General features: G+C 36.4%; 19 protein-coding genes and 3 tRNA genes. 17 read left to right on the plus strand and 5 right to left on the minus strand.

Annotation, left to right across the window (positions count from 1 at the left end; all coding sequences use genetic code 11):
• The first annotated feature begins 2 nt into the window (after positions 1-2).
• Positions 3-827, plus strand: a complete 825-nt coding sequence (locus DDF69_RS10170) for a GLPGLI family protein (protein ID WP_162800901.1) — start codon at positions 3-5, stop codon at positions 825-827.
• 140 nt (positions 828-967) lie between these two features.
• Entirely contained in the window at positions 968-1,795 is an 828-nt protein-coding gene (locus tag DDF69_RS10175) for a GLPGLI family protein (protein ID WP_114820704.1), read from the plus strand.
• A 56-nt stretch (positions 1,796-1,851) separates the two neighbouring features.
• Here DDF69_RS10175 and DDF69_RS10180 read toward each other — a convergent pair whose 3' ends face one another.
• Positions 1,852-3,981: a S9 family peptidase gene (locus DDF69_RS10180; RefSeq protein WP_114820705.1), complete on the minus strand. Its 2,130-nt coding sequence runs from the start codon at positions 3,979-3,981 to the stop codon at positions 1,852-1,854.
• Positions 3,982-4,101: 120 nt separating this feature from the next.
• Here DDF69_RS10180 and DDF69_RS10185 point away from each other — a divergent pair, with 120 nt between their 5' ends.
• The 5 genes from DDF69_RS10185 (at position 4,102) to DDF69_RS10205 (ending at position 9,598) form a co-directional block, all read left to right on the plus strand.
• Positions 4,102-4,575 carry a hypothetical protein gene (locus DDF69_RS10185; protein ID WP_114820706.1) on the plus strand — a complete coding sequence of 158 codons (474 nt, stop codon included), beginning with the start codon at positions 4,102-4,104 and terminating at the stop codon, positions 4,573-4,575.
• An 11-nt stretch (positions 4,576-4,586) separates the two neighbouring features.
• A complete protein-coding gene (locus tag DDF69_RS10190; protein ID WP_110009528.1) occupies positions 4,587-4,775 on the plus strand; it encodes a DUF6496 domain-containing protein in 189 nt (62 codons plus the stop codon).
• A 456-nt stretch (positions 4,776-5,231) separates the two neighbouring features.
• Positions 5,232-6,827 (plus strand): sulfatase, encoded by a 1,596-nt coding sequence (locus tag DDF69_RS10195; RefSeq protein WP_114820707.1) that lies wholly within the window; start codon positions 5,232-5,234, stop codon positions 6,825-6,827.
• An 18-nt stretch (positions 6,828-6,845) separates the two neighbouring features.
• Positions 6,846-8,456 (plus strand): sulfatase, encoded by a 1,611-nt coding sequence (locus DDF69_RS10200; RefSeq protein WP_114820708.1) that lies wholly within the window; start codon positions 6,846-6,848, stop codon positions 8,454-8,456.
• A gap of 23 nt (positions 8,457-8,479) precedes the next feature.
• Positions 8,480-9,598: a formylglycine-generating enzyme family protein gene (locus DDF69_RS10205; RefSeq protein ID WP_114820709.1), complete on the plus strand. Its 1,119-nt coding sequence runs from the start codon at positions 8,480-8,482 to the stop codon at positions 9,596-9,598.
• A gap of 2 nt (positions 9,599-9,600) precedes the next feature.
• Here the strand turns inward: DDF69_RS10205 and glgP are convergent, their stop codons facing one another.
• On the minus strand, positions 9,601-11,265 hold the full coding sequence (gene glgP, locus DDF69_RS10210; RefSeq protein ID WP_114820710.1) for an alpha-glucan family phosphorylase: 1,665 nt from the start codon (positions 11,263-11,265) through the stop codon (positions 9,601-9,603).
• A 204-nt stretch (positions 11,266-11,469) separates the two neighbouring features.
• On the opposite strand from glgP, the gene DDF69_RS10215 reads away from it, so the two are divergent.
• From DDF69_RS10215 to DDF69_RS10235, 5 genes are all read left to right on the plus strand, one after another.
• Positions 11,470-12,267 (plus strand): hypothetical protein, encoded by a 798-nt coding sequence (locus DDF69_RS10215; RefSeq protein ID WP_114820711.1) that lies wholly within the window; start codon positions 11,470-11,472, stop codon positions 12,265-12,267.
• 189 nt (positions 12,268-12,456) lie between these two features.
• The gene (locus DDF69_RS10220) at positions 12,457-14,556 is read left to right on the plus strand and encodes a T9SS type B sorting domain-containing protein (RefSeq protein ID WP_114820712.1); all 2,100 of its coding nucleotides are present in this window, start codon (positions 12,457-12,459) and stop codon (positions 14,554-14,556) included.
• 78 nt (positions 14,557-14,634) lie between these two features.
• The gene (locus DDF69_RS10225; protein WP_114820713.1) at positions 14,635-15,225 is read left to right on the plus strand and encodes a DUF1572 family protein; all 591 of its coding nucleotides are present in this window, start codon (positions 14,635-14,637) and stop codon (positions 15,223-15,225) included.
• Between the two features lie 66 nt (positions 15,226-15,291).
• Entirely contained in the window at positions 15,292-16,638 is a 1,347-nt protein-coding gene (gene mtaB / locus DDF69_RS10230; protein WP_114820714.1) for a tRNA (N(6)-L-threonylcarbamoyladenosine(37)-C(2))-methylthiotransferase MtaB, read from the plus strand.
• A gap of 53 nt (positions 16,639-16,691) precedes the next feature.
• Positions 16,692-18,209, plus strand: a complete 1,518-nt coding sequence (locus DDF69_RS10235) for an FMN-binding glutamate synthase family protein (protein WP_114820715.1) — start codon at positions 16,692-16,694, stop codon at positions 18,207-18,209.
• Positions 18,210-18,282: 73 nt separating this feature from the next.
• Here DDF69_RS10235 and DDF69_RS10240 read toward each other — a convergent pair whose 3' ends face one another.
• Entirely contained in the window at positions 18,283-19,035 is a 753-nt protein-coding gene (locus DDF69_RS10240) for a hypothetical protein (RefSeq protein WP_114820716.1), read from the minus strand.
• 55 nt (positions 19,036-19,090) lie between these two features.
• On the opposite strand from DDF69_RS10240, the gene DDF69_RS10245 reads away from it, so the two are divergent.
• A complete protein-coding gene (locus DDF69_RS10245; protein ID WP_114820717.1) occupies positions 19,091-19,528 on the plus strand; it encodes an RNA-binding S4 domain-containing protein in 438 nt (145 codons plus the stop codon).
• A gap of 18 nt (positions 19,529-19,546) precedes the next feature.
• On the opposite strand, the gene DDF69_RS10250 is transcribed toward DDF69_RS10245, so the two are convergent.
• Entirely contained in the window at positions 19,547-20,062 is a 516-nt protein-coding gene (locus DDF69_RS10250) for a shikimate kinase (RefSeq protein WP_114820718.1), read from the minus strand.
• A 115-nt stretch (positions 20,063-20,177) separates the two neighbouring features.
• Between DDF69_RS10250 and DDF69_RS10255 the strand changes: the two genes are divergently transcribed.
• The 3 genes from DDF69_RS10255 (at position 20,178) to DDF69_RS10265 (ending at position 20,495) form a co-directional block, all read left to right on the plus strand.
• A tRNA-Lys gene (locus tag DDF69_RS10255) sits at positions 20,178-20,250 on the plus strand.
• 34 nt (positions 20,251-20,284) lie between these two features.
• A tRNA-Leu gene (locus DDF69_RS10260) sits at positions 20,285-20,367 on the plus strand.
• 55 nt (positions 20,368-20,422) lie between these two features.
• Positions 20,423-20,495 (plus strand) — tRNA-Lys (locus DDF69_RS10265).
• A gap of 182 nt (positions 20,496-20,677) precedes the next feature.
• Here DDF69_RS10265 and panC read toward each other — a convergent pair.
• Complete coding sequence (gene panC / locus DDF69_RS10270) at positions 20,678-21,526, minus strand: pantoate--beta-alanine ligase (RefSeq protein WP_114820719.1); 849 nt, start codon at positions 21,524-21,526, stop codon at positions 20,678-20,680.
• 170 nt (positions 21,527-21,696) lie between these two features.
• On the opposite strand from panC, the gene DDF69_RS10275 reads away from it, so the two are divergent.
• Positions 21,697-22,467 carry a glycogen/starch synthase gene (locus tag DDF69_RS10275; RefSeq protein WP_034693703.1) on the plus strand — a complete coding sequence of 257 codons (771 nt, stop codon included), beginning with the start codon at positions 21,697-21,699 and terminating at the stop codon, positions 22,465-22,467.
• Positions 22,468-22,478 lie beyond the last annotated feature (11 nt).

Raw genomic sequence — 22,478 nt, forward strand, 5'->3', positions numbered from 1 at the left:
TTATGAAAATTATCATTATCCTATTCCTGTTGTACTCACAATTGATTTTTAGTCAGAATAAAAGATTTATTTATGAATACTTCTTTATTCCTGACTCAACGAATAGGACTCATATTGTAAAAGAATTTATGTTTTTAGATATCTCTGATAGCAGATCCTTATTCTACAGTCAGCATAAGTATAATGAAGATTCAATATCTGTAGCTGAAGCTGAAAAGGGTAAGTTTTATATACCTAATGCAGATATACTGTACAAAATAGAAAAGAAGAAAAATGATATATTCTTTTTAACAAGTGACTACGGATTAGATAAAATTAGAGTAAAAGATGATAGAAAAATGAATTGGAATATCCTTCCTGAGAGACAAAAATTTTTTGGTTATGATACCCAAAAAGCTTCTTTAGATTTTGTTGGAAGAAAATGGATCGCCTGGTTTACTTTAGATATCCCAATTCCAGATGGACCGTATAAATTTCATGGACTTCCTGGTTTAATTGTAAAAATTGAGGATGGTACTAAAAGTCATATTTATAATTTAGTAGAAATTAAAAACATTTCTGATGATATTAAATATCCTGAGCTAAATTCAAAAACTAAAGACATTATATTAAATGAGAATAAATTTAGAGAACTCTTTCAAAAATATAGAAATGATCCTGCTGCAGAAACCAGGCAACTTTATATGCAAGGAAAGATCATAGATCAAAAAGATAATTTAGGTAATTTCCGGAAAGGTGCTGAAATAGTACGGGACGTTGATCGATTAACAAAAGAAAGATTAAAAAAAGATAATAATATCATTGAGATTGATCTATTGAAAAAATGAATGTGCGCTCAATAAAAAAAATGAAATTCAGAAGAAACTATCAGTTTTTCAAAAATAATTTGTCTGAATATCCGGTTCAGTATGAAAGAGCAGATCTGGAGTTCTTTATCCCGGAATTATTATCTGAAAATTAAATTATTATGAAAAACTTATTATTTATATTGCTGGGAACATGCATGATGTTTGCTCAGAACAACAGGTTCATCTATGAGGTGAAATACAAGAAAGATTCAACCTCAAAAGATATCACCAGGGAAAATTATTATCTGGATATCACAAAAGATGATATTGCTTATTATAACAGACTGAATTATATTAGTGATTCATTATTTATTGCTACCGGGCAATATGCATTTAAAGGCAACAGGCTGACTTCTTTTTTAATAAAAAAGAAGGATGATAATATATACCAAAACTATGAATATATCGGAGATGTAAATTTTTATAAAATATCTGAGGAAGCAAAACAACAATGGAATATTACAGACAGTATAAAGGGTTCCAGTAATTTCCAGCTTCAAAAAGCTACTACACAGTTCGGAGGGAGGAACTGGATCGCATGGTTTACTAAAGATATTCCGATGCCTTACGGGCCTTATAAGTTTAACGGATTACCGGGATTGATTATGGAATTGTATGATACAGAAAAGAATTATTATTTTAATGTGATTAAGAGTGAAAAGATTCCGGATGCTTATCAACGTAATTCATTGAATGCCTCTATATCCAGAGCAATTCCCGTTACCCAAAAAGATTTAAATAAACTAAGGTTGGACCTCTATTCCAATCCTTTTAAATATGCATTTAATGGAAATTTAACTATGCGCGAAGGGCAGAAATTGTTGTTGGAGGACGGAACAGTCTTGTCTAAAGAACAGCTGAAACCTGCAGAAGCCAACGAAAGAAAAAAGTTAAAAGCCTTTAATAATCCTATAGAACTGGATAAAGCGGTGAAATACCCTAAGTAATGAAAATCCCTTTCAGAATTTCTGAAAGGGATTTTTTATGAGTTATAAATTGAATATTATAGATTATTCAGGATGAAATCCGTCATTTTCTGGTATAACTGAGGTCTTGTCTGTCCACCATAGATTCCGTGGTTTTTATCAGGATAAGCCATGAAATCAAACTGTTTTTTGTTTTGAATCAAAGCTTCTGAAAACTCCATAGAATTCTGGAAGTGAACGTTGTCATCAGCCGTTCCGTGGATTAATAAGAATTTGCCTTTTAATAAGTTAGCGTATTCCGTAGGAGAATTTTTATCATATCCATCAGGATTTTCCTGAGGTGTTCTCATAAATCTTTCTGTGTACACAGAGTCATAATATCTCCAGTTGGTTACCGGTGCTACAGCAATTCCCACTTTGAAAACATCAGCTCCTTTAGTCATTGCTAAACTGGTCATATAACCCCCGAAGCTCCATCCGAACATTCCGATTCTGCTTTTGTCAATATAAGATTGGTTTCCGAACCACTTAGCTGCAGTGATCTGATCTTCGATCTCATATTTTCCTAAATTCATATAGGTAACCTTTTTGTATTTTGCTCCTTTGTAACCTGTTCCACGTCCGTCTACACAAGCGACAATATATCCTTTTTGTACAAGGTGATTGAACCACATGGCGTTTCCGTTATCCCATGAGTTGGCTACCTGCTGAGATCCAGGCCCGGAATACTGGAACATAAATAAAGGATATTTCTTGTTCGGATCAAAGTTTTTAGGCTTCATGATCCAGGCATTCATCTGATCGCCTACAGCGTTTGGAATCGTGATGAATTCCTTTTCAACAAAATTATCAGCCTTTAGTTTCTGTAACTGATCATTGTTGTTCTGAAGCTCTTTTACTGCTTTCCCGTTACCGTCTTTTAAAACGTATGTATAAGGTTTTGCTGCTGTAGAAGACGTTTCGATGAAATAATTATAGTTTTTGCTGAAGTTTGCAGAGTTATTTCCTTCTGCATTGGAGATCAGCTGGGTTTTTCCGTTTTCAATATTTACTTTGGAAATTACCTTATTGATGCTTCCTTTTTCAGTAGTCTGAACATAAATTTCTTTGGACTTTGGATTAAACCCATAATAATCGGTTACCTCCCAGTTTCCTTTAGTAATTTGTTTTTTTAGTTTTCCATCTTTGTCATACCAATAAAGATGGCGGTTTCCATCTCTCTCAGAAGCCCAAAGGAATGAATCATCCTCAAGGAATTCAAGAGTAGGGCCATCGGTATCTACCCATTTTTCATCTGTTTCAGTAAATAATTTCTGAACTGCACCTGTTTTGGTATTTACTTTTAAGATATCTGATGCATTCTGAATCCTTTCAGAAGTAATTAAAACAATTTCATCTGCTTTTGCGGTCTGGAATACATTCGGAATATAGTAGTTTTTGAAAGAACCTAAGTTCAGCTGCGTTGTTTTTCCATTGTCAAGACGGTATAGCTGTGCTGAAACAACTGAGTTTTTTTCGCCTGCTTTAGGATATTTATAGCGCATTTCAGCCGGATAAAGGTTTTTCCCGTAAATAGGAATGTAGATCTCCGGAACCTGGCTTTCGTCAGACTTCACAAATACGATGGCATCAGAATTTTTTGTCCATTCGTATTGTCTTGCATGCCCGAATTCTTCCTCATATACCCAGTCTGCCAAACCATTCAGGATAGAATTCTTTTTACCATCGGTAGTAATCTGTATGATTTTTCCTGAGCTAAGGTCCTGATAGAAAAGATTATTGTCGGAAATAAAAGCCACTTTGGTAGCATCTGGTGAAAATGTAGGTTCCTGAACAGGTTTTCCTTCATTCAGACTTATTACTTTCCCGGATTTCAAATCTTTTACATCAAATTTGCCTAGAAAAGAATGTCTGTAAATAGGCTGGCTTCCTGTCTGTAAAAGAATTTTAGATTCGTCATCAGAAAAAATATAGCTTTCGAATTTTCCGTCTACAACATTTCCTTCCTTCTGAGAAGTTTTATAAGAATATTTTGCAATTCCTGAGGATTCAATCACAAGATAGTTCTCTCCGTTTTTCATGGAAGAGATTCCCGCAATGCCTTTTCCGCGGTAATATCCTGAATATATTTTATCTAAAGTGATTTGCTGTGCTGACAAATTTTGGAATACCGCCGCAACAGTAAGAGTTAAGAGTAATTTTTTCATTTCTAGTACTAATGGATTTCAAAGATAATAATTTTATTAAATGTATAAAAAAGCTTTTCAAATAAGCTTTTTGGCAAAAAAATTGAATATCAATACTTATAATCAAATCAAATAATAATTATGGAAACGAATGCATACAACCAGAAACTGAACCGTTATGTATTAAAAGACCAGATTGTCTATACAGGTTTTTCCAGTTTTAATGACGCTGAAGAATGTGCTCATAAAAAAGGAGGAACATTGGTAGAAGTAGTATTTAGAGACGGGAATGATAATCCCGAAATTACTGATGAGGCGGGGTTGATAGAGAAAAAAATTCATTACTATGTGTATGCAGGCGATGAGTATAAATTTATCCATTCCTCAGATCCGGGATTTAGAAAATATGCAGATGAGCTGCAGAAAATAAAAGCAAAACTGCAACAATCTCCACCAGATGAGAGATATTTAGCCAATTTTGAGATTGAAAATGCAGAAGACCCGATTATTGTGATCAAAAATGATCATTTTGAATCGGTAACATCGAGAGAGCGTTCAAAATATTTGAAACATGCCTGTGTCTATGAATTAGGGGTATCCCTGCCAAAATCTTAAAAAATCTGATCATGAGCAAAACAAAATATTCAGAAAAAGCTCAGGACAAAGTAGGAAAAGTAATGCACGAATTCAAGGAAGGAAAATTGAAGTCTTCTTCCGGAAAGAAAGTGACAAGCAGAAAACAGGCCGTAGCCATCGGTATTTCTGAAGCACGTGAAAAAGGTATGAAAGTACCATCGAAAAAAAAAGGTAAATAACTTATAAATCCAGAAAGTTTTCTTTCTGGATTTTTTTATATAATATTTTGTATTCTATCTATTCCGGGTAATAAAAAGGAAAAAAAGGGACCAAAGTGCTCAAAAAACTGGGCGATTTGTTTCTTATTACATGCAATTTTTCCTGTATTGTGATAGTGTTATGTATTTTAACATGTTGTAAATATGCGTGTTGCGTAACTGATGTATGTATGATGTAGTTCACTTTATATGAGTTTATTCGTTTTTGTTGCAATTTCACATCATTCATAATTCATTATAATCTTATTTCAAATATAAAACACAAATGATGAGAAAGAATCCCTAATGTTTTATGGGTGGGTAAAGTTGGTCTTTATCCGGTATTAATTGATCTACAAACAGCCTTGGGGAACCTTTTCTTTTCTACCATGATAGGATGTCGGTTCCCGCAAGGCTGATTATTAAAAACTAATTGATATGTTCGGAAATTGTACTTTAAAATCAATAGTCATTCTTCTGTTGATTTTACCATTTACTATCATTACAGGACAATCGCAAAAAAAATCCAAACCCAATGTAATTTTTATTGTCGTTGATGACCTGAGACCGGAACTGGGAGTGTATGGTAATCCATTTATTAAGACCCCTAATATTGATAAGCTTGCCGGAAGAGGAACTACATTCACAAATGCCTATTGCCAGGTGGCTGTTTGTGCTCCTTCCAGAGCAAGTGCCTTAACAGGTTTAAGACCGGATTCCACCAAAGTGTGGGTGTTGGGAGAAGAATTTCGTAAAATACATCCTGATATTGTAACAATTCCCCAGCAATTTGAAAAATTCAATTATCATACAGTATCCATCGGAAAGATTTTTCATAATCATATGCCTGATTCTATCTCTTTTCGTGAACCGGATCTCCGTCCTGAAGGATATGCCGTTAAGAATATGATAGACAGAGATCCTGAATCTTTTTATTTCAGTGGTGAATTTAAAGCTGAGCTTGCTGCCAAAAGATTGGAAAGATTAGCCAAAGATCCTAAAAGATATGGTAACGGCTGGGCATACGGACGTTCTGTAGAAGTGGCAAACTGCCCTGATGATTCACTATATGATGGAGCACAGACATCCCTTGCCATTCAGACCATCAACCGTATTAAAAATAAAAAGAAACCTTTCTTCCTGGCATTGGGGTATTTCAGACCGCATTTACCCTTTGTAGCTCCTAAAAAGTACTGGGATCTTTATGATCCTATGCAAATACCGATGGCGGATAACAATTTTATTCCGTTCAATGCACCAAGTATGGCCATGTATAACCAAAGAGAGATGACTGCTTGCTATGACCTGGAATATGTAAAACATCCTGCCTACTTCCGGATGCCTGAAAAGGAGGCCAGAATGCTCAAACATGGGTATTATGCTTCTGTAAGTTATGTTGATGCCTGTATCGGAAGACTTGTAGATGAGCTTGAAAAACAAAAACTAATGGACAATACCATTATTGTATTATGGGGCGACCATGGCTGGAAACTGGGGGAGCATAACGCCTGGGGAAAGCAGACTAATTATTTAAATGATACCCGTGTTCCTCTTATTGTATATGCACCTGGAATGAAAAATCCGGGAAGTAAAAGCAATGAACTGGTAGAGATGGTAGATCTTTATCCTACCCTCTGTGATCTCGCAGGAATAGAAACGCCTGCTTATCTGCAAGGCGTAAGCTTTAAAAAACTTCTGAATGAAAATAGTGTAGAATGGAAAGGAGCAGTATTCAGTCAGTTCTTACGTCCTGCCGGAGAAGGAATAGATCTTAATAAGAAAAATTATATGGGATATTCAATGGTGACTAAAAATTATCACCTGATAGAATGGTACTATTGGGATAAGACAAACCAAAAGCCTGGAGAACTTGTGGCACAGGAACTTTATAATACCACTTCGGATCCGAAAGAAAATTTCAATATTGCCGTGTATCCTGAAAATAAAGACATTCTTGAAAAGCTTTCTGAGCAGCGTAAAAAAGGATGGAAAGAAGTGAAAAATAAGCTGTTCACAGCTAAATCTTATCAATAAAAAGAAAATCTATATCTGATGAAGAATTTCAATTTTTTAAAAATAGTACTCATTATATCGATTTGTAATTGCATAGCGGTAAGAGGTGAAAATTTTCATAAAGAAAATCCTAAACCTAAAAAAAATATAAGATCCGGGATAAAGCAGACCAGGCCCAATATTTTATTTATCCCGATTGATGATTTAAGACCTGAAATGGGCTCTTATGGAAATACAGTTATAAAAACCCCCAATATGGATAAACTTGCGGCCAGAGGAGTTGTCTTTAAAAGGGCATATTGTCAGCAGGCTGTGTGTAATCCTTCAAGAGCCAGCCTTCTTACTGGTTTGAGACCTGATTCTGTTCGTGTATGGGATCTTCAGACAGATTTCAGGAAAAATCTGCCGGATATAGTAGCCCTTCCGCAGATCTTTAAAAATAACGGCTATTATACAGTAGGAATTGGAAAAACCTTTCATAACACTTTACCTGATGATAAATCCTGGAATGAAGAACTTCATGTAAACGGATATCCATTTGATCCGGACGCCGTATATCAGCTGGAGAAAAATAAGACGATTCAGAAACAAAAGGAGCTTGCCCTGCAGAAAATGGGAAAAGGCAAGCCGGATGTTTATGGATTTATCTATACAAAGGCCAACTCTGTGGAAATGGCAGATGTAGATGATGATGCTTATTATGATGGAGCGCAAACCACCATGGCTATTCAAAAGCTGAAAGAATTAAAAGGAAAAGATCAGCCTTTCTTTTTTTCAGTAGGTTATTATCGTCCGCATTTACCATTTAACGCTCCTAAAAAATACTGGGATCTGTATAACAGAAATGATATACCTCTTGCGAAAAATCAATTCATGCCTGAAAATGCTCCTGAATTTGCTGTACATGGTGATGCTGAACTAAGAGGCTATACGGACAGGTCAGACCTGCCTCTGCCATCGGAAAAACCTTATGATGTTGAAAAACAAAGAGAAATTCTCCATGCATACTATGCATCTGTCTCTTATACAGATGCTCAGATAGGCAGGCTGTTAAAAGCCCTGGATGAATTAGGACTGAGTGAAAATACCATTATTGTATTGTGGGGAGACCATGGCTGGAAACTGGGTGAACATAACAGCTGGTGTAAGCAGAGTAACTATGAGATTGATACCAGAGTGCCGCTTATTATCAGTGGAGCAGGAGTGAAGGCAAAAGGAAAATCAAGCAATGCCCTGACAGAGTTCGTAGATATTTATCCTACTTTATGTGATATGAGCGGAATAAAGATTCCAGATTATCTTCAGGGAACCAGTATGAAACCTCTGCTTACTGATCCTGCCCATACCTGGAAGACAGCAGCCTACAGCCAGTTTTTATTGGGAAGATATGGGGTGAAATCCAAAGAAGCGCAAAATGTAGAAAGAATGGGGTATGCCATCAGGACAGACAGATACCGTTACGTGGAATGGTTTGAATGGAATAAAGAGACAGAAAAGCCCGGAGCTTATCTCGCCAGAGAACTTTATGATCATAAAAATGATCCTGATGAAAATATAAATATTGCGGAAGAAGTTCCTTCTAAAAAAATAGTCAATCAGCTTTCACTACAGTTGAAAAAAGGATGGAGATACAGTAAACCGAAATCATAAAAACTGTAAATATTCAGATAAAGATGATGTTTTCTTTTATAAAGGTGATGATTTATTTAGGTGTATTAAGCACGGCTTTTTCCTGTAATAAAAATAAAACCGTAGAACCTGCAGGAAATAAGCCGGGACACACTTGCATGAATGTACCGCAGCGATTGAATACCCCGGATTCCTCTCATGTCAGTTTTAATGGAAAAATTTCTCTGGAAGGAATGGTATTAATCCCTGGAGGAGAATTTGATATGGGAGGTGATAACAGTCAGGCCGACCCAGACGAATACCCTAAACATAGAGTAAAGGTTTCTCCGTTTTATATGGATGTAACAGAAGTGACGAACGCACAGTTCCGTAAATTTGTAAATGCTACAGGCTATATCACAACGGCAGAACGTAAACCAGATTGGAACGAATTAAAAAAAAATCTGCCCAAGGGTACTCCGAAACCTCCGGATAGTCTGTTGGTAGCTGCTTCATTAGTATTTAAACCCACAAGCAAGCCTGTGAATCTGAATGATTTCAGCCAATGGTGGAAATGGGTAAAAGGGGCCAACTGGAAACATCCGCAAGGGCCGGCCAGCAGTATTGAAGGAAAAGATAACTATCCTGTAGTGAATATAAGCTGGGATGATGCGCAGGCATATTGTAAATGGTCCGGTAAACGTTTGCCCACAGAAGCAGAATGGGAATTTGCAGCAAGGGGTGGATTAAAAAATAATATCTATCCTTGGGGCAATGAACCCATCAATAAAGGGATTCCTAAAGCAAACAGCTGGGAAGGAAAGTTTCCCTACCTTAATGAAAAGAAAGACGGATATCTTACACTTGCCCCTGTACAATCATTTAAAGCCAATGGATATGGTCTGTATGATATGGCTGGAAACGTTTGGGAATGGTGCAGCGATTTATACAATTATGATTACTATAAAAAACTGGAAGGCAGACTGGTTTTAAATCCTCAGGGCGCTGACGAGTCTTATGACCCTCAGGAACCTTATAGTGTAAAACGAAGCCTTCGTGGAGGAAGCTTTTTATGCAATGATAGCTACTGCAGTGGATACAGGGTGGCACGGCGTATGAAAAGCAGTCCTGATACAAGTCTTGAACATACCGGATTCAGGTGTGTTCAAGACATTGCTCATTAATTCTATTTTTGATTATTATAGAGGATTCTGTAGTATTCATCCGCCATCCTGTCGCTGTTGAAATGATCTTTCACATCATTCATTGCATTATACTGAATTTTTCTCCATTCATCAGGGCGGTCATAATAGGTGGGAAGAATTTCGTTTTCAAGGATTTCATACAATGTATTTAAATCATAATTATCCTGTTCATAAATGCTCATATTCTGATAATCTGCTTTAGGCACAACGAAAGAGTTTTCTCCATGTTTGGCAAATTCCGGAATCCAGCCGTCATCTGTTGATAAATTAACAGAGCCGTTCATGGCAGCCGTCATACCGGAAGTTCCGGAAGCTTCCCTTGGAACTCTTGGATTATTAAGCCATACATCAGAACCCTGTTTTAAAGACTTACTTAAAGAAAGTTCATACCCCGTAAGAACAGCCATATTTTTATGGTTTTTACTTTCTTCTACCAGCGTGTTGAACGTAGAAATAGCAGAGTAGTCCATTGGGTAAGGTTTTCCTGCCCAGATAATCTGTACCGGATATTTTGGATGGTTCAGAAGTCTGTAGAATCTTTCCCTGTCATGTAAAAGAAGTTCCGCTCTCTTGTAACCTGCAAATCTTCTGGCCCAGACCATGGTAAATATATTAGGATTAAATAAATTTCCTGTCTGATCTGCAACAATACTGAAAAGTTTTTTCTTCAGATATTTTTTTCGGAAATCGAAAACAGTAGCATCATTTTCATCTTTTGCATTGTATAAAGGTTTATCAGACCAATATTTGAATTCCTGAGCATTGGTAATAGAAGTGATTTCACAGATTCCTGGATATTTATTCCACATTGCTCTGGAAACTACTCCATGAAGCTGGGAAACTCCATTGGCCATTCTTGCCATTCTTAATGCACAAAGAGAGTGATTGAAACGGTCATCATCAGATCCTTCAATATTTTTCACTTCTTCCATGCTGTATCCCGAAAAATAGGACATGTCATAACATAATCTGAAGCTGTGCTTTTCATTACCAGCTTCTTCAGGAGTGTGAGTGGTGAAAACCAGTTTTTCTTTAACTTTATCAAGATCTCCGTTATATTTTCTCAGAAGATAAAAGGCTGCAGGAAGTCCATGGGCTTCATTAAGATGGTAAACCTCCCTCTCAATGTTCATTTCATCCAGTAGCTTGGCTCCTCCTTTCCCCAATAAAATATATTGAGCAAGTTTTGTAGATTCATTCGCATCATACAGCTTGTGACAGATTGTTTTGGAAACATGATCATTTTCCGGAACATCTGTAGAAAGGAAAAACATGGGTGCCGTATTGAAAATTTCAGGATCAAGGTACCAAACTTTTACCCAAACCGGAGCACTATGGATTTCAATTTGGAATTTTATTCCGGTGTCTTCAAGAAAACTGTACATCTTTCTCGTCCATACAGGTTGTAAAGTCTGATCGTGGTTTCTTGCCTGGTCATAATAACCAAATTTCCATAGGATACCGATTCCAATAAGATCCTGCTTAAGATTATAAGCACTTCTCATGTGAGATCCTGCCAGAAAGCCAAGTCCTCCTGAATATATTTTCAGTACCTGCTCAAGAGCAAATTCCATTGAGAAATAAACGGCTTTTTTTGAATATTGAGGATTGATCGTGTAGGGTATTTTGAAATTCCTAAAATCCATAAATGTGGGTTTGTGTTTAAAAAGACAAAGGTATTAATTATGAAAATAAACTTTACATTAATTAATCGATAAATTAATAAAAAAACTACGTATTGAATTGTTTTTTTACTTACCTTTAAGAGTGTAAATTTTTGATTATCAAAAACTTTTAATGATGAAAGCCATTGGCTGCATGTGTTCTTTAATTAAATAAAAAAATCACACATGAAAAAGACGTTTTCTGAAGAAGATCTGATCAAGAATCTTAGCTTATACTACCTTAATCGGCATTTGAAAAAAAAGCCAATGGAAAAGTATCACCGTACCATAGATGAATCTCCGCTGCATGACCGTGAAAAGTACAGAAAGAAATCCGAGATTCTTCTTCTCAACTCTTTTATGCATCATTTCCCCGAGGTGAAATTTGAAAACCTTACCTGCGAGAGTCCGGACTTTATCGCCAAATTAAACGACAAAAAAATCGGAATAGAACTGACCGAAGTGATCAATCATCTGGAAATGAAAAAAGTGGAAAGCACTTTGAATAAAATGTTCCGTCAGGCAGAAATAATATTAGAACAGGAAGACACTACGAAATATCGTGGTGTTTATTTTTTAGAATTCCATCCGGCAACCAAATTTGATAACCTGGAAGTACAGCAGGAAAACATTATCAGTATTTATAAAAGCATTAAAAAAAATAAGCCTGTAGGCTGCGTAAAAAGCCTCAGGAAATCTTTCCATCGCAGAAATGTATTTATCACCCATGAGTACAGCATGAATCTGTTTGATGAACTGTGCTCCGAAAAGATTCTGGAACTTATTGAAAAGAAGAACGAAAAATTCCCTTATTATGACACCTCAGTAGATGAATGCTGGCTGGTGATTGTTTCCGATATGAATTCTATTGCCTCAAGATATACCTTCATTCAGGATAAGGAACATCTGAAAGAAGTAAAAAGCCCTTTCCATAAAATATTTCATCTGGAAAATCTCTGTGGAAATATTACCAGTATAAAATAAATGTAATGTTTGAGTATTCTGTTGTTTAATATGATATAAGGTGTATAATTTTAAATTATTTCAAGTTTTAATTTATAATAGTTTAAAATTATTTGGATTTTATTGTTTTTAATTAAAATTAAGTTATATTTGATGTGTGTTGATTATCAATACGATGTATAACTGATGTAACCATAAAAACAATAATCTATGAGAAAACTTCTACTTTTCATACTTATATGTCTCTCTCATACTTTCTATGCTCAGGCTGATTGTGCCACTGCACTTTCTGTTTGTGGAAATTCAAATATCACGTATAGTCCTACAGGATATGGTAATATAAAAGAGCTGGTCAACTCAGGAAGCTGCATAGACTTTACCGGAGAGCACAATTCGATCTGGTATAAAATTACCATCGCTACAGGAGGAACGCTTACCTTCGATCTGGTTCCTAATAATCCGGATGCTGATTACGACTGGGCAATTTTTGGTCCCAATGTAAACTGTGGAAGTTTGGGATCACCTATACGTTGTAACGCGGCAACCGTTATTGGCCCAGGTCCCGCTACAGGATTAAATATGACAAGTACGCTTTTAAGTGCTGCAGGAGGTTCTTTAACTCCTTATTGCAGATATCTTGATGTTTTGCCGGGACAGACTTATTATTTGTTTATCGATAACTGGGTGAGCAGCACCAGTTCTACTACAGCACCGTTTTCTTTAACGTGGGGAGGAACTGCCACACTGGCTTCACCATTTACCGATCCAAATATTCAGACTCAGCCATTTATTCCTCCGGGCATCCCGGCGGCAAATCCTGCAGACCCAAGAGAGGTTGTAATATGCTCTGCTACAGCTTTGTTTGATTTTTCTACCTTATCCTCCGGAATTCTCAACGGAAATCAAAATTTTGGGGTAAGTTATCATCTGAGTCAGAATGATGCCTTAACAGGGAATAATCCTATTACAGCTCCTATTACAGTCAATACAACAACTGTCTATTATTACAGCATCAATTATACCGATCCGGCCAATGCATCTAATCCGCTTAATAAATGTAAACAGGTTGGAACATTTAAATTTAAAAATGGTTCTATTACAGCCAAAAATGCAATTTTGACCGAATGCAACAACAATAATGCAGGGACTGCTTTATTTGATTTAACCACAGCGGACGTTATCGGAACCCCAAATGTTACTAAAAAATACTATCCTACAATGGCAGATCTCAATGCCGGAACCAATGAGATTACGACCCCAATGGCATTTGTGTCCGCAGAAGGAATTATCTATGTAAAGGTGATCTCAGAATTTGGTTGTACTGCAGTAGCACAGATTACGCTGAAATTTTATCCTGTTGTAGTCGTGAATGAAACAACTTTGAGATCATGCTTCATTGAAGCCAGCCCATCCATAGCTTCTTTCAATCTTGTCAATGCTTCAGTAACCGGACAAACCAATCCTACAAAAAAATACTATCCTTCACTAACGGATGCCCTTAATCAGACCAATGAAATTCTGAATGCCAATAATTATATTGCCCCTAATGGATTTGTATATATAAGAGTTTCTAATGCTCAGGGATGTTATAATGTGGCGAAGGTTACTTTAGTCGTTATTCCGCCTGTCTATTCTGATAAACTTAAAGATGTGACTATTTGTGCAGAAGACCAGACCACGCTGGATGCAGGGCCCGGATTTAAAAGTTATGAGTGGAGCACAGGAGCTACTACACAAACGATCAAAGCAGGAATAGGAGTATATTGGGTAAAACTTAAAACGGGAGAATGTGTTACCACACAAACTGTAAAAGTACTTCCTTCGGAACAGCCGGTTGTTTCAGGTATTGATATCTCGAATAATACCATCACAGTATCTGTAATAGGAGGAACTCCGGCTTATAGATATTCAATAGATAATATCATCTGGCAGGATTCCAATGTTTTCAATAATCTTTCAAGGGGAGATCATAAGGTCTATGTAAAAGATGCTTATGACTGTGATCCGATAGAAATCGGAATTGTTGTCCCTAATTTGATCAACGTGATAACTCCTAATGCAGATGGAATCAATGATGTGATTGATTACTCAGCCCTGGCCAATAAACAAAATCTGATCATGAATGTCTTTGATCGTTATGGAAACAAAATATTCCAGGCAGACAGATCCAATGGCTATAAATGGGATGGTACCCAGGGAGGAAGAAGAGTGCCTACAGGAACATACTGGTATTCTATCACATGGAATGAAAATGATAAAAAGAACACTGCCATTAAATTCACCGGTTGGGTATTGGTGAAAAACAAATAAAATAAATAGAAAAAACCATTTCAATCGAAATGGTTTTTATTTTTAAAAGTTTTTAAATTAGATATCAAAATAGAAAGAATGAAAGACTTGCTTGTAAAACGTTTTGAATACTATAAATCTCTTGGTGATAAAACCTTTGAACAGTTAACAGATGAACAGATGTTCTGGCAGTACAATGAAGAAAGTAATTCTATTGCCATTATTGTGAAACATCTTGCAGGAAATATGCTTTCACGATGGACCAATTTCCTTACCGAAGATGGTGAGAAATCCTGGCGTAACCGAGATGGAGAATTTGTCAATACTTTTACCACTAAAGAGCAGGTACTTGATTTTTGGGAACGAGGTTGGAAATGTTTCTTTGATGCTCTTGATAAAATAAACGAGGAAAATCTCTACTCCACAACGTATATCAGAGGAGAAGCACATGCGGTTATTGATGCAGTTCTTCGTCAATTGGCTCATTATCCTTACCACATCGGGCAAATTGTTTATATCGCTAAAATGATAAAGAATGAAAATTGGAATACGCTTTCAATTGCCAGAAACCGATCTCAACAGTTTAATACAGAAATGAAAACCAAATTTTCAAATCAGGATCCGGAAGCCAATTCATCGCCCGTCTGCTTTCAAAACAGTCCCGAAGTAAGAGATGAATATAAACAATAGATTGAATCAATCTTGGATTCTTATTAAAATTACTATCTTTGCACCCATAAAATTCAGGAGTACCAAATGTCTACTTTTCACAGAACTGCCGCGTTTCATACACTTGGCTGCAAATTAAACTTTGCAGAAACATCTACTATTGCCCGTCAATTAACAGATGCAGGTTATGATAAGGTAAGTTTTGATGAAAAAGCCAATGTGTATGTTATCAATACATGTTCTGTGACAGAAAATGCTGACCGTGAATGTAAACTCCACGTGAAAAGAGCCATGAAAGCCAATCCTGAGGGACTGGTTGTAATTGTTGGATGCTACGCACAGTTAAAACCTGAAGAAATTTCACAGATTGAAGGAGTTGACCTGGTTTTAGGAGCAAAAGAAAAATTCAATATTCTGAGCTACCTTGACGATTTGGAAAAATCTGAAAATGAAGGTGTTGTTCATTCCTGTGAAATTGAAGAAACCGATTTCTTTATCGGAAGTTATTCTATAGGAGACAGAACCAGAGCTTTCCTGAAAGTACAGGATGGCTGTGACTACAAATGTACTTACTGTACCATTCCGTTAGCCAGAGGAATTTCACGTTCCGATACCATCGAAAACGTTCTCAGAAATGCTACTGAAATTGCCGCAAAAGACATCAAGGAAATTGTTCTTACAGGGGTGAATATCGGTGATTATGGTAAAGGAGAATTTGGAAATAAAAGACACGAACATACCTTCCTTGATCTTATTTCAGAACTGGATCAAGTAGAAGGAATAGAAAGAATCCGTATCTCTTCGATTGAACCCAATCTTTTGAAAGATGAAAGTATTGAGCTGGTTTCTAAAAGCAAAAGCTTTGTTCCGCATTTTCATATCCCGTTACAATCCGGAAGCGATGATCTCTTGAAAAAGATGAAACGTCGTTACCTGACCAAGCTCTATAATGACAGAGTGAACAAAATCCGCGAGGTAATGCCTGATGCGGCTATCGGAGTAGATGTTATTGTAGGATTCCCGGGAGAAACAGAAGAAAGATTTATGGAAACCTATAATTTCCTGAATGAACTTCCTATCACTTACCTTCACGTATTTACCTATTCTGAAAGAGAAAATACGGAAGCTGCAGCTATGGACGGAGTAGTTCCTGTAGCAGAAAGAAAAAAACGTAATAAAATGCTGAGAATTCTTTCTGAAAAGAAGAAAATGGCATTTTATCAGACACAATTAGGTAAAACGCTTCCTGTTCTTTGGGAGCACGAAAATAAAGACGGGAAAATGTTTGGCTTCACAGAAAACTATGTGAGAGTCCAGAAAAACTTTGATCCTGCATCCGTAAATCAAATCGAATTTCTGAATTTAGAAAAAATCCTGTCAGATGGCACGGTTTCTGTGCAATCTTCTTACCAAAATTTTTTAGCAAAAGCGTAGGCTCTTTGCTAAAATTCTACTAAATTTATTTTTAAACTTTAAATACTACATTCATGAGAGATAAGTTTTTATCTTGGGGAATTGTATTAGTAATTGCTACGTGGATTATAGCAATACTGATCAGAGCGCATTACTGGATACCTACGCTGTTATCCGCAATTTATGCATTGGGTGTTTACAATGCTTACCAATCGAAACATGCCATTTTGAGGAACTTTCCCGTATTGGGATACTTCAGGTATTTTTTCGAGAGTATTTCACCCGAAATGCAGCAATACTTTATTGAAAGGGAAACAGACGGGAAACCATTTCCAAGAAACCAGCGTTCTGCAGTATACAGACGTGCAAAAAATTTAAGTGATACCGTAGCTTTTGGTACACAGCTGGAAGTGAATCACAGAAAATATGAAGGAATCAAGCATTCCATTTATGCCAAATCGCCATCAGAAGAACTTCCGAGAGTATGGGTTGGAGGAGAACAATGTACACAGCCTTATCATGCTTCTTTATTCAATATTTCAGCCATGAGTTTCGGAGCATTGAGCGACAGGGCACAGATTTCACTGAACAGAGGCGCAAAAAAAGGAAACTTTTATCATAATACGGGAGAAGGAGGAATTTCACCTTATCATCTGGAAGGAGGAGATCTTTGCTGGCAGATCGGAACTGGATATTTCGGATGTCGCGACGCGGAAGGAAAATTCAATCCTGAATTATTTACAAAATATTCCACCCTTCCTAATGTGAAAATGATTGAAATCAAATTATCACAGGGAGCAAAACCAGGACACGGTGGAGTTCTTCCGGGAGTAAAAAATACACCGGAAATTGCGGCAATTCGTCACGTAACACCTGGAATGACTGTTATTTCACCACCTTCACACAGTGCTTTTTCTGATGCAGCCGGATTGCTGAGGTTTGTACAGCAGTTAAGAGAACTTTCAGGAGGAAAGCCAATTGGTTTTAAACTTTGTATCGGTGATACCAAAGAATTTGAAGATATCTGTGTACAGATGAATGTGCTGAAAATTTATCCTGACTTTATTACCATAGACGGAGCAGAAGGAGGAACAGGAGCTGCACCACCGGAGTTTTCAGATGGAGTAGGGATGCCATTGGAACCTGCCTTGATCTTTGTGAACAGAACGCTTAATAACTATAATCTGAGAAGTAAATTAAGAGTGATTGCCAGCGGTAAAGTTCTTACCAGTCTTGACATTCTGAGAGCTGTCGCAATGGGCGCAGATATGTGTAACAATGCCAGAGGATTTATGTTCTCTTTAGGATGTATCCAGGCGTTGAGATGTAACTCAAACAACTGTCCTACAGGAGTGGCAACTCAGGATAAAATGCTTATTAAAGGACTTGATGTGACGGATAAAGCTGAAAGAGTATATCACTTTCACAAAAATACACTTCATACCTGCAATGAACTGATTGCTGCTGCAGGAAGAAGCTCTTATGAAGAAGTTGATGCTACCATGTTTATGAGAGGAGATGAATTTGACCACCTTGCTGATCTGTACTTCCCTGATATTTTAGGGAATGTAAAACAGAAAGCAAGATCGTAATTCAGATTGATATAAAACAAAACCCCAAAAACATTATTTGGGGTTTTATTTTGTATTGTATTATTTACACTATTTATTTTTGTTTTTCTCCGTCAGGTCTATCTGCTCTTCCATAAATCTGAAAGTTAAATACGAAAGACCTGTTTCTGTAAGACATGTTTAAATACGGATAGTGAGGGTTTCTCGCAAAAGCAGCTCTGGAAGGAACAATAATTACTCCCTGTAGGTTATAAGGTGTTTCACTTACAAGATCATTGAATGCTTTGAATTTCTGTAAAGCTTCTCTGAAACCTGATATTTGATAATAACCAGCCTGTTTTGCCGCATCTGTTGTACCAGCATCCAATATTGATTGCTTTACATAATAATATGTTGGGTCAACAACAGGAACACCCGTTCCGTCAATGGTATTTAAAAATGCAGTTTTTGATGTAAACGAAGTGTTTCCGTCTGAATTAACTGCCAGGTAAGAGTATGCTCTTCCCATAATTTTGATAATATCAGTGCTGCCAATCGTTTTTTCATCAGCTGGTGCAGGCTGAGCTCCGCTTCTGACAATATAGATTGTTCCTGAAGGAAGGGTCAAAGGTGATAATTCAGATAACTTCTTTTCATTATCATCTGCAGTATCTGTAGAACTGAAAGCTTTTATATTCCCCTGCGCATCAAGATAATTCTCATCCATGAATTTCTTAATGGCCTGATCATCATAGGTGTTTTGAGTAGCAACATCTTCCGGCTCTACATAGGTTGACACATCATCATCTTTCTTACAAGCAGAAAAACACAAAGATCCTGCAAGGATATATAAAAATATTTTTTTCATTTCAAAAAACTTTAATTACTTTACAAATAATATAACGGCAAAAGTATAAAAAATTATGAGAATAGATAAATTTTTATGGAGCATTCGTTTTTATAAGACGAGAAGTATTGCAGCAGAGGAGATTAAAAAGAATAGAGTTTCTATAGGAACGTCTGCCGTAAAGTCATCTAAAGAGGTAAAAGAAGGAGATACGATTAAAATCCGTAAGAATCAGATTGATTATAAAATAAAGGTAATTCAGATTCCTAAAAGCAGAATTGGAGCCAAGCTGGTGCCTCTTCATATCCAGGATGTGACCGATAAGGAACAATACGAGCTGCTGAAACTCCGTAAAATGTCACAAGACTATTACAGAAATAAAGGGGAGGGAAGACCTACCAAAAAGGACAGAAGAGAAATGGACGATTATGTAGGAAACGATATCGACTCCGATTTTACAGACTGGGATGATTTCTTTGGAGAGACCGGCAGTGAAGGTGAGGATGAAGATTAATATTAATATAAAAAAGCTCTAGAGATAGAGCTTTTCTATTATTTCATTAACGATGTCTTCCGGTTCCCTGGAATCTGTCCCGACAGTGAATTGTGCTTTGCTGTAAAATTGATTTCTTTCAAATAAATGTTTAGCAATAAATTCCGGAAGGTCTTCATCAGATATATTCGCAATTAATGGTCTTTTTTCTTTCTGTTTTGAAAGTCTTTCAACCAGTGTTCCTACTCCTGTTCTTAAAAAAACACTCTTTGAATTGTGATTAATGATCTCCATATTATTATAATATACAGGAGTTCCTCCACCAAGGCTTAAAACAACATTTTCTTCAGAGGCCAATATCTCTTCAAGTGCCTCTCTTTCCAGCTTTCTAAAGAAAATCTCTCCCTTTTTCTCAAAAATCTCAGGGATGGTTAATTTATTTCTTCTGGAAATCTCTTTATCGAGATCGATTAATTTAAAATCTATTTTTTCGCTTAATATTTTGGAAATGTGAGATTTGCCGCTTCCCATGTATCCGATCAATGAAATTACCATGAATTTTTTTTAAACAAATTTGCGAAAAAGTTTTGAGATAAAGAAAAAAGTCATATCTTTGCACCACTTAAAACAAGGGACATTACTTAAATGAAAACTTGTTACACAAGTGGCCGACTCGGTAGCTCAGCTGGTAGAGCAATACACTTTTAATGTATGGGTCCTGGGTTCGAATCCCAGCCGGGTCACTAGCAATAATAATTACTGAATGGTAATTTTATTGCCTGCGTGGTGAAATTGGTAGACACGCCATCTTGAGGGGGTGGTTTCCTAAGGATGTGCTGGTTCGAGTCCAGTCGCAGGCACTGCAAAGAAAATTTTATAATTAATATTGAAATTTATTTCATTTTAATTGTGGCCGACTCGGTAGCTCAGCTGGTAGAGCAATACACTTTTAATGTATGGGTCCTGGGTTCGAATCCCAGCCGGGTCACAAGTTTACTGAAAAGTAAATTTTTTTCATATTAATATTTTGTGATTTGGTGTTTCAAAGGCTTCCTTCAGGAGGCCTTTGATTTTTGTATAAACTTGGGATAAATCCAATCTTTGTTCAGGTATTCAATAAAAAATCCCCGGCTTAAATGACCAGGGATACTATATTTTAATAGATAAAGATTAATCAAGGTGCATATTGTCAATTAATCTTACTCCATCTACTACAACTACAATGAAGGCTCTGAAATTTCTGTCTTTATAGAAAAAATCAGTCTCCTGTAGGGTGCTTTCATCAGCAATCAGAAAGTATTCAAGCTTCATGCCCTGCTGGTCATCAAAAATATCAGTTACTCTTTCTTTAATTTCCGGAATACTGACAGTTCTGAACCAGTCGTTTACTTTCTTTAAGGTTTCATAAATTACTTTAGAAGCTTCTTTTCTGTCTTCATGAAGCCTTTGGTTTCGTGAGCTTAATGCCAGACCGTTTTCTGCCCTGTAAATAGGAACTCCGGTTATTTTAACGGGAAGATGTTTTTTCTCCACCATTTTTTTAATAATAGCAAGCTGCTGAAAATCTTTTTCACCGAAATAAGCATTATCAGGCTGTACCTGTCTGAAAAGCTCTTCTACAACAGTTCCTACCCCATTGAAATGTCCCGGTCTGGATTTACCCTCCATTTCATTTTCCAATCCGTCAAAATCATACGACTGGCTTTCGGCTTTTTCAGGGTAAATATCTGCCACCTCAGGGATGTAGACAGCATCTACAAGACCTGAATTCTGAAGAATCAGTATATCTCTGTTCACATCTCTTGGATATTTTTCAAGATCTTCAGGATTGTTGAACTGGGTTGGATTTACAAAAATTGAAGAAATGACAAGGTCATTTTCTTTTCTTGCCTCTTCATACAGAGAAAGATGGCCATTGTGCAGGGCGCCCATGGTAGGAGCAAAGCCAATTCTTTTTCCCATTTCTTTCTGTCTTTCAATGAAATCCTGAAGGACTTTTCTGTTTTTTAGAACTTCCATAGTTTATTTTAATACTATTTCAAAAATACTAAAAATATCGCATAATAATATGTACTTTTAATAATTTGAAAAGGGAATTTTCGTAAAAAAATGTTAATTAAAATAATGTTGGATGTTTTTTTGTAATTTTGCACATTAAAGCATTTTTACAAAAATTAGATAGAAAGTTTATGCCGAATCAAAAAATACTGTACATTACTACAGAGATGTATCCATATCAGGAAGATACAAATATGGCTGCAGTGGTAAACAAAATGGCACTTAAGATGCACCAAGAAGGCAATGATGTAAGAGTTTTTATGCCAAGATTTGGACAAATAAGTGAGAGAAAATTCCAGCTTCATGAAGTAATCCGTCTTTCAGGGATGAATATTATTATCAATGACCTGGACCAGCCTCTGATCATTAAAGTAGCGTCTCTTCCGGGGGAAAGACTTCAGGTTTACTTTATTGACAATGAAGAATACTTCAAAAGAAAACAATATTATTTCGACGATGAAGGAAACCCTTTCGAAGACAATGACGAAAGAGCTATTTTCTTTGCCAGAGGAGTGATTGAAACTATTAAGAAACTAAACTGGGTGCCGGATGTTATCCATTTGAATGGATGGATGTCTTCTTTTGTTCCAATTTATCTTAAAACGTACTACGAATCAGATACTTATTTCAAAGATGCAAAAATTGTACTTTCTCTTTACAATGAGAAAGATGCTGACCTGGACAAAAAGATCGATGAAAAGCTGCAGTTTGATAATATTTCAGGATTAAAAGCGTTAGATAACCCAACTATTAAAAGTTTTGTTATCGAGAGTATGAACTATGTAGATGCCGTTGTAAAGGGTGACGAGTTCCTGGATGAAGACCTGGATAAGGCTTTCAACGAAACAGCAACCCAGAAATCGGAATATCTGGACGTAGATTCTATAAATCAACTTTATTAAAAACACATTTT

The sequence above is a fragment of the Chryseobacterium sp. KLBC 52 genome, from assembly GCF_003347605.1.
Lineage (GTDB): Bacteria > Bacteroidota > Bacteroidia > Flavobacteriales > Weeksellaceae > Chryseobacterium.

What these genes read in the sequence shown, in the direction of transcription:
- DDF69_RS10275 (WP_034693703.1), top strand. Translation starts at nt 21,697, where the DNA reads ATGCCGAATCAAAAAATACTGTACATTACTACAGAGATGTATCCATAT.
- DDF69_RS10250 (WP_114820718.1), bottom strand. Translation starts at nt 20,062, where the DNA reads ATGGTAATTTCATTGATCGGATACATGGGAAGCGGCAAATCTCACATT.
- DDF69_RS10185 (WP_114820706.1), top strand. Translation starts at nt 4,102, where the DNA reads ATGGAAACGAATGCATACAACCAGAAACTGAACCGTTATGTATTAAAA.
- DDF69_RS10195 (WP_114820707.1), top strand. Translation starts at nt 5,232, where the DNA reads ATGTTCGGAAATTGTACTTTAAAATCAATAGTCATTCTTCTGTTGATT.
- DDF69_RS10200 (WP_114820708.1), top strand. Translation starts at nt 6,846, where the DNA reads ATGAAGAATTTCAATTTTTTAAAAATAGTACTCATTATATCGATTTGT.
- DDF69_RS10220 (WP_114820712.1), top strand. Translation starts at nt 12,457, where the DNA reads ATGAGAAAACTTCTACTTTTCATACTTATATGTCTCTCTCATACTTTC.
- DDF69_RS10170 (WP_162800901.1), top strand. Translation starts at nt 3, where the DNA reads ATGAAAATTATCATTATCCTATTCCTGTTGTACTCACAATTGATTTTT.
- DDF69_RS10190 (WP_110009528.1), top strand. Translation starts at nt 4,587, where the DNA reads ATGAGCAAAACAAAATATTCAGAAAAAGCTCAGGACAAAGTAGGAAAA.
- mtaB (WP_114820714.1), top strand. Translation starts at nt 15,292, where the DNA reads ATGTCTACTTTTCACAGAACTGCCGCGTTTCATACACTTGGCTGCAAA.
- DDF69_RS10175 (WP_114820704.1), top strand. Translation starts at nt 968, where the DNA reads ATGAAAAACTTATTATTTATATTGCTGGGAACATGCATGATGTTTGCT.
- DDF69_RS10235 (WP_114820715.1), top strand. Translation starts at nt 16,692, where the DNA reads ATGAGAGATAAGTTTTTATCTTGGGGAATTGTATTAGTAATTGCTACG.
- DDF69_RS10240 (WP_114820716.1), bottom strand. Translation starts at nt 19,035, where the DNA reads ATGAAAAAAATATTTTTATATATCCTTGCAGGATCTTTGTGTTTTTCT.
- DDF69_RS10225 (WP_114820713.1), top strand. Translation starts at nt 14,635, where the DNA reads ATGAAAGACTTGCTTGTAAAACGTTTTGAATACTATAAATCTCTTGGT.
- DDF69_RS10245 (WP_114820717.1), top strand. Translation starts at nt 19,091, where the DNA reads ATGAGAATAGATAAATTTTTATGGAGCATTCGTTTTTATAAGACGAGA.
- DDF69_RS10205 (WP_114820709.1), top strand. Translation starts at nt 8,480, where the DNA reads ATGATGTTTTCTTTTATAAAGGTGATGATTTATTTAGGTGTATTAAGC.
- DDF69_RS10215 (WP_114820711.1), top strand. Translation starts at nt 11,470, where the DNA reads ATGAAAAAGACGTTTTCTGAAGAAGATCTGATCAAGAATCTTAGCTTA.
- panC (WP_114820719.1), bottom strand. Translation starts at nt 21,526, where the DNA reads ATGGAAGTTCTAAAAAACAGAAAAGTCCTTCAGGATTTCATTGAAAGA.
- DDF69_RS10180 (WP_114820705.1), bottom strand. Translation starts at nt 3,981, where the DNA reads ATGAAAAAATTACTCTTAACTCTTACTGTTGCGGCGGTATTCCAAAAT.
- glgP (WP_114820710.1), bottom strand. Translation starts at nt 11,265, where the DNA reads ATGGATTTTAGGAATTTCAAAATACCCTACACGATCAATCCTCAATAT.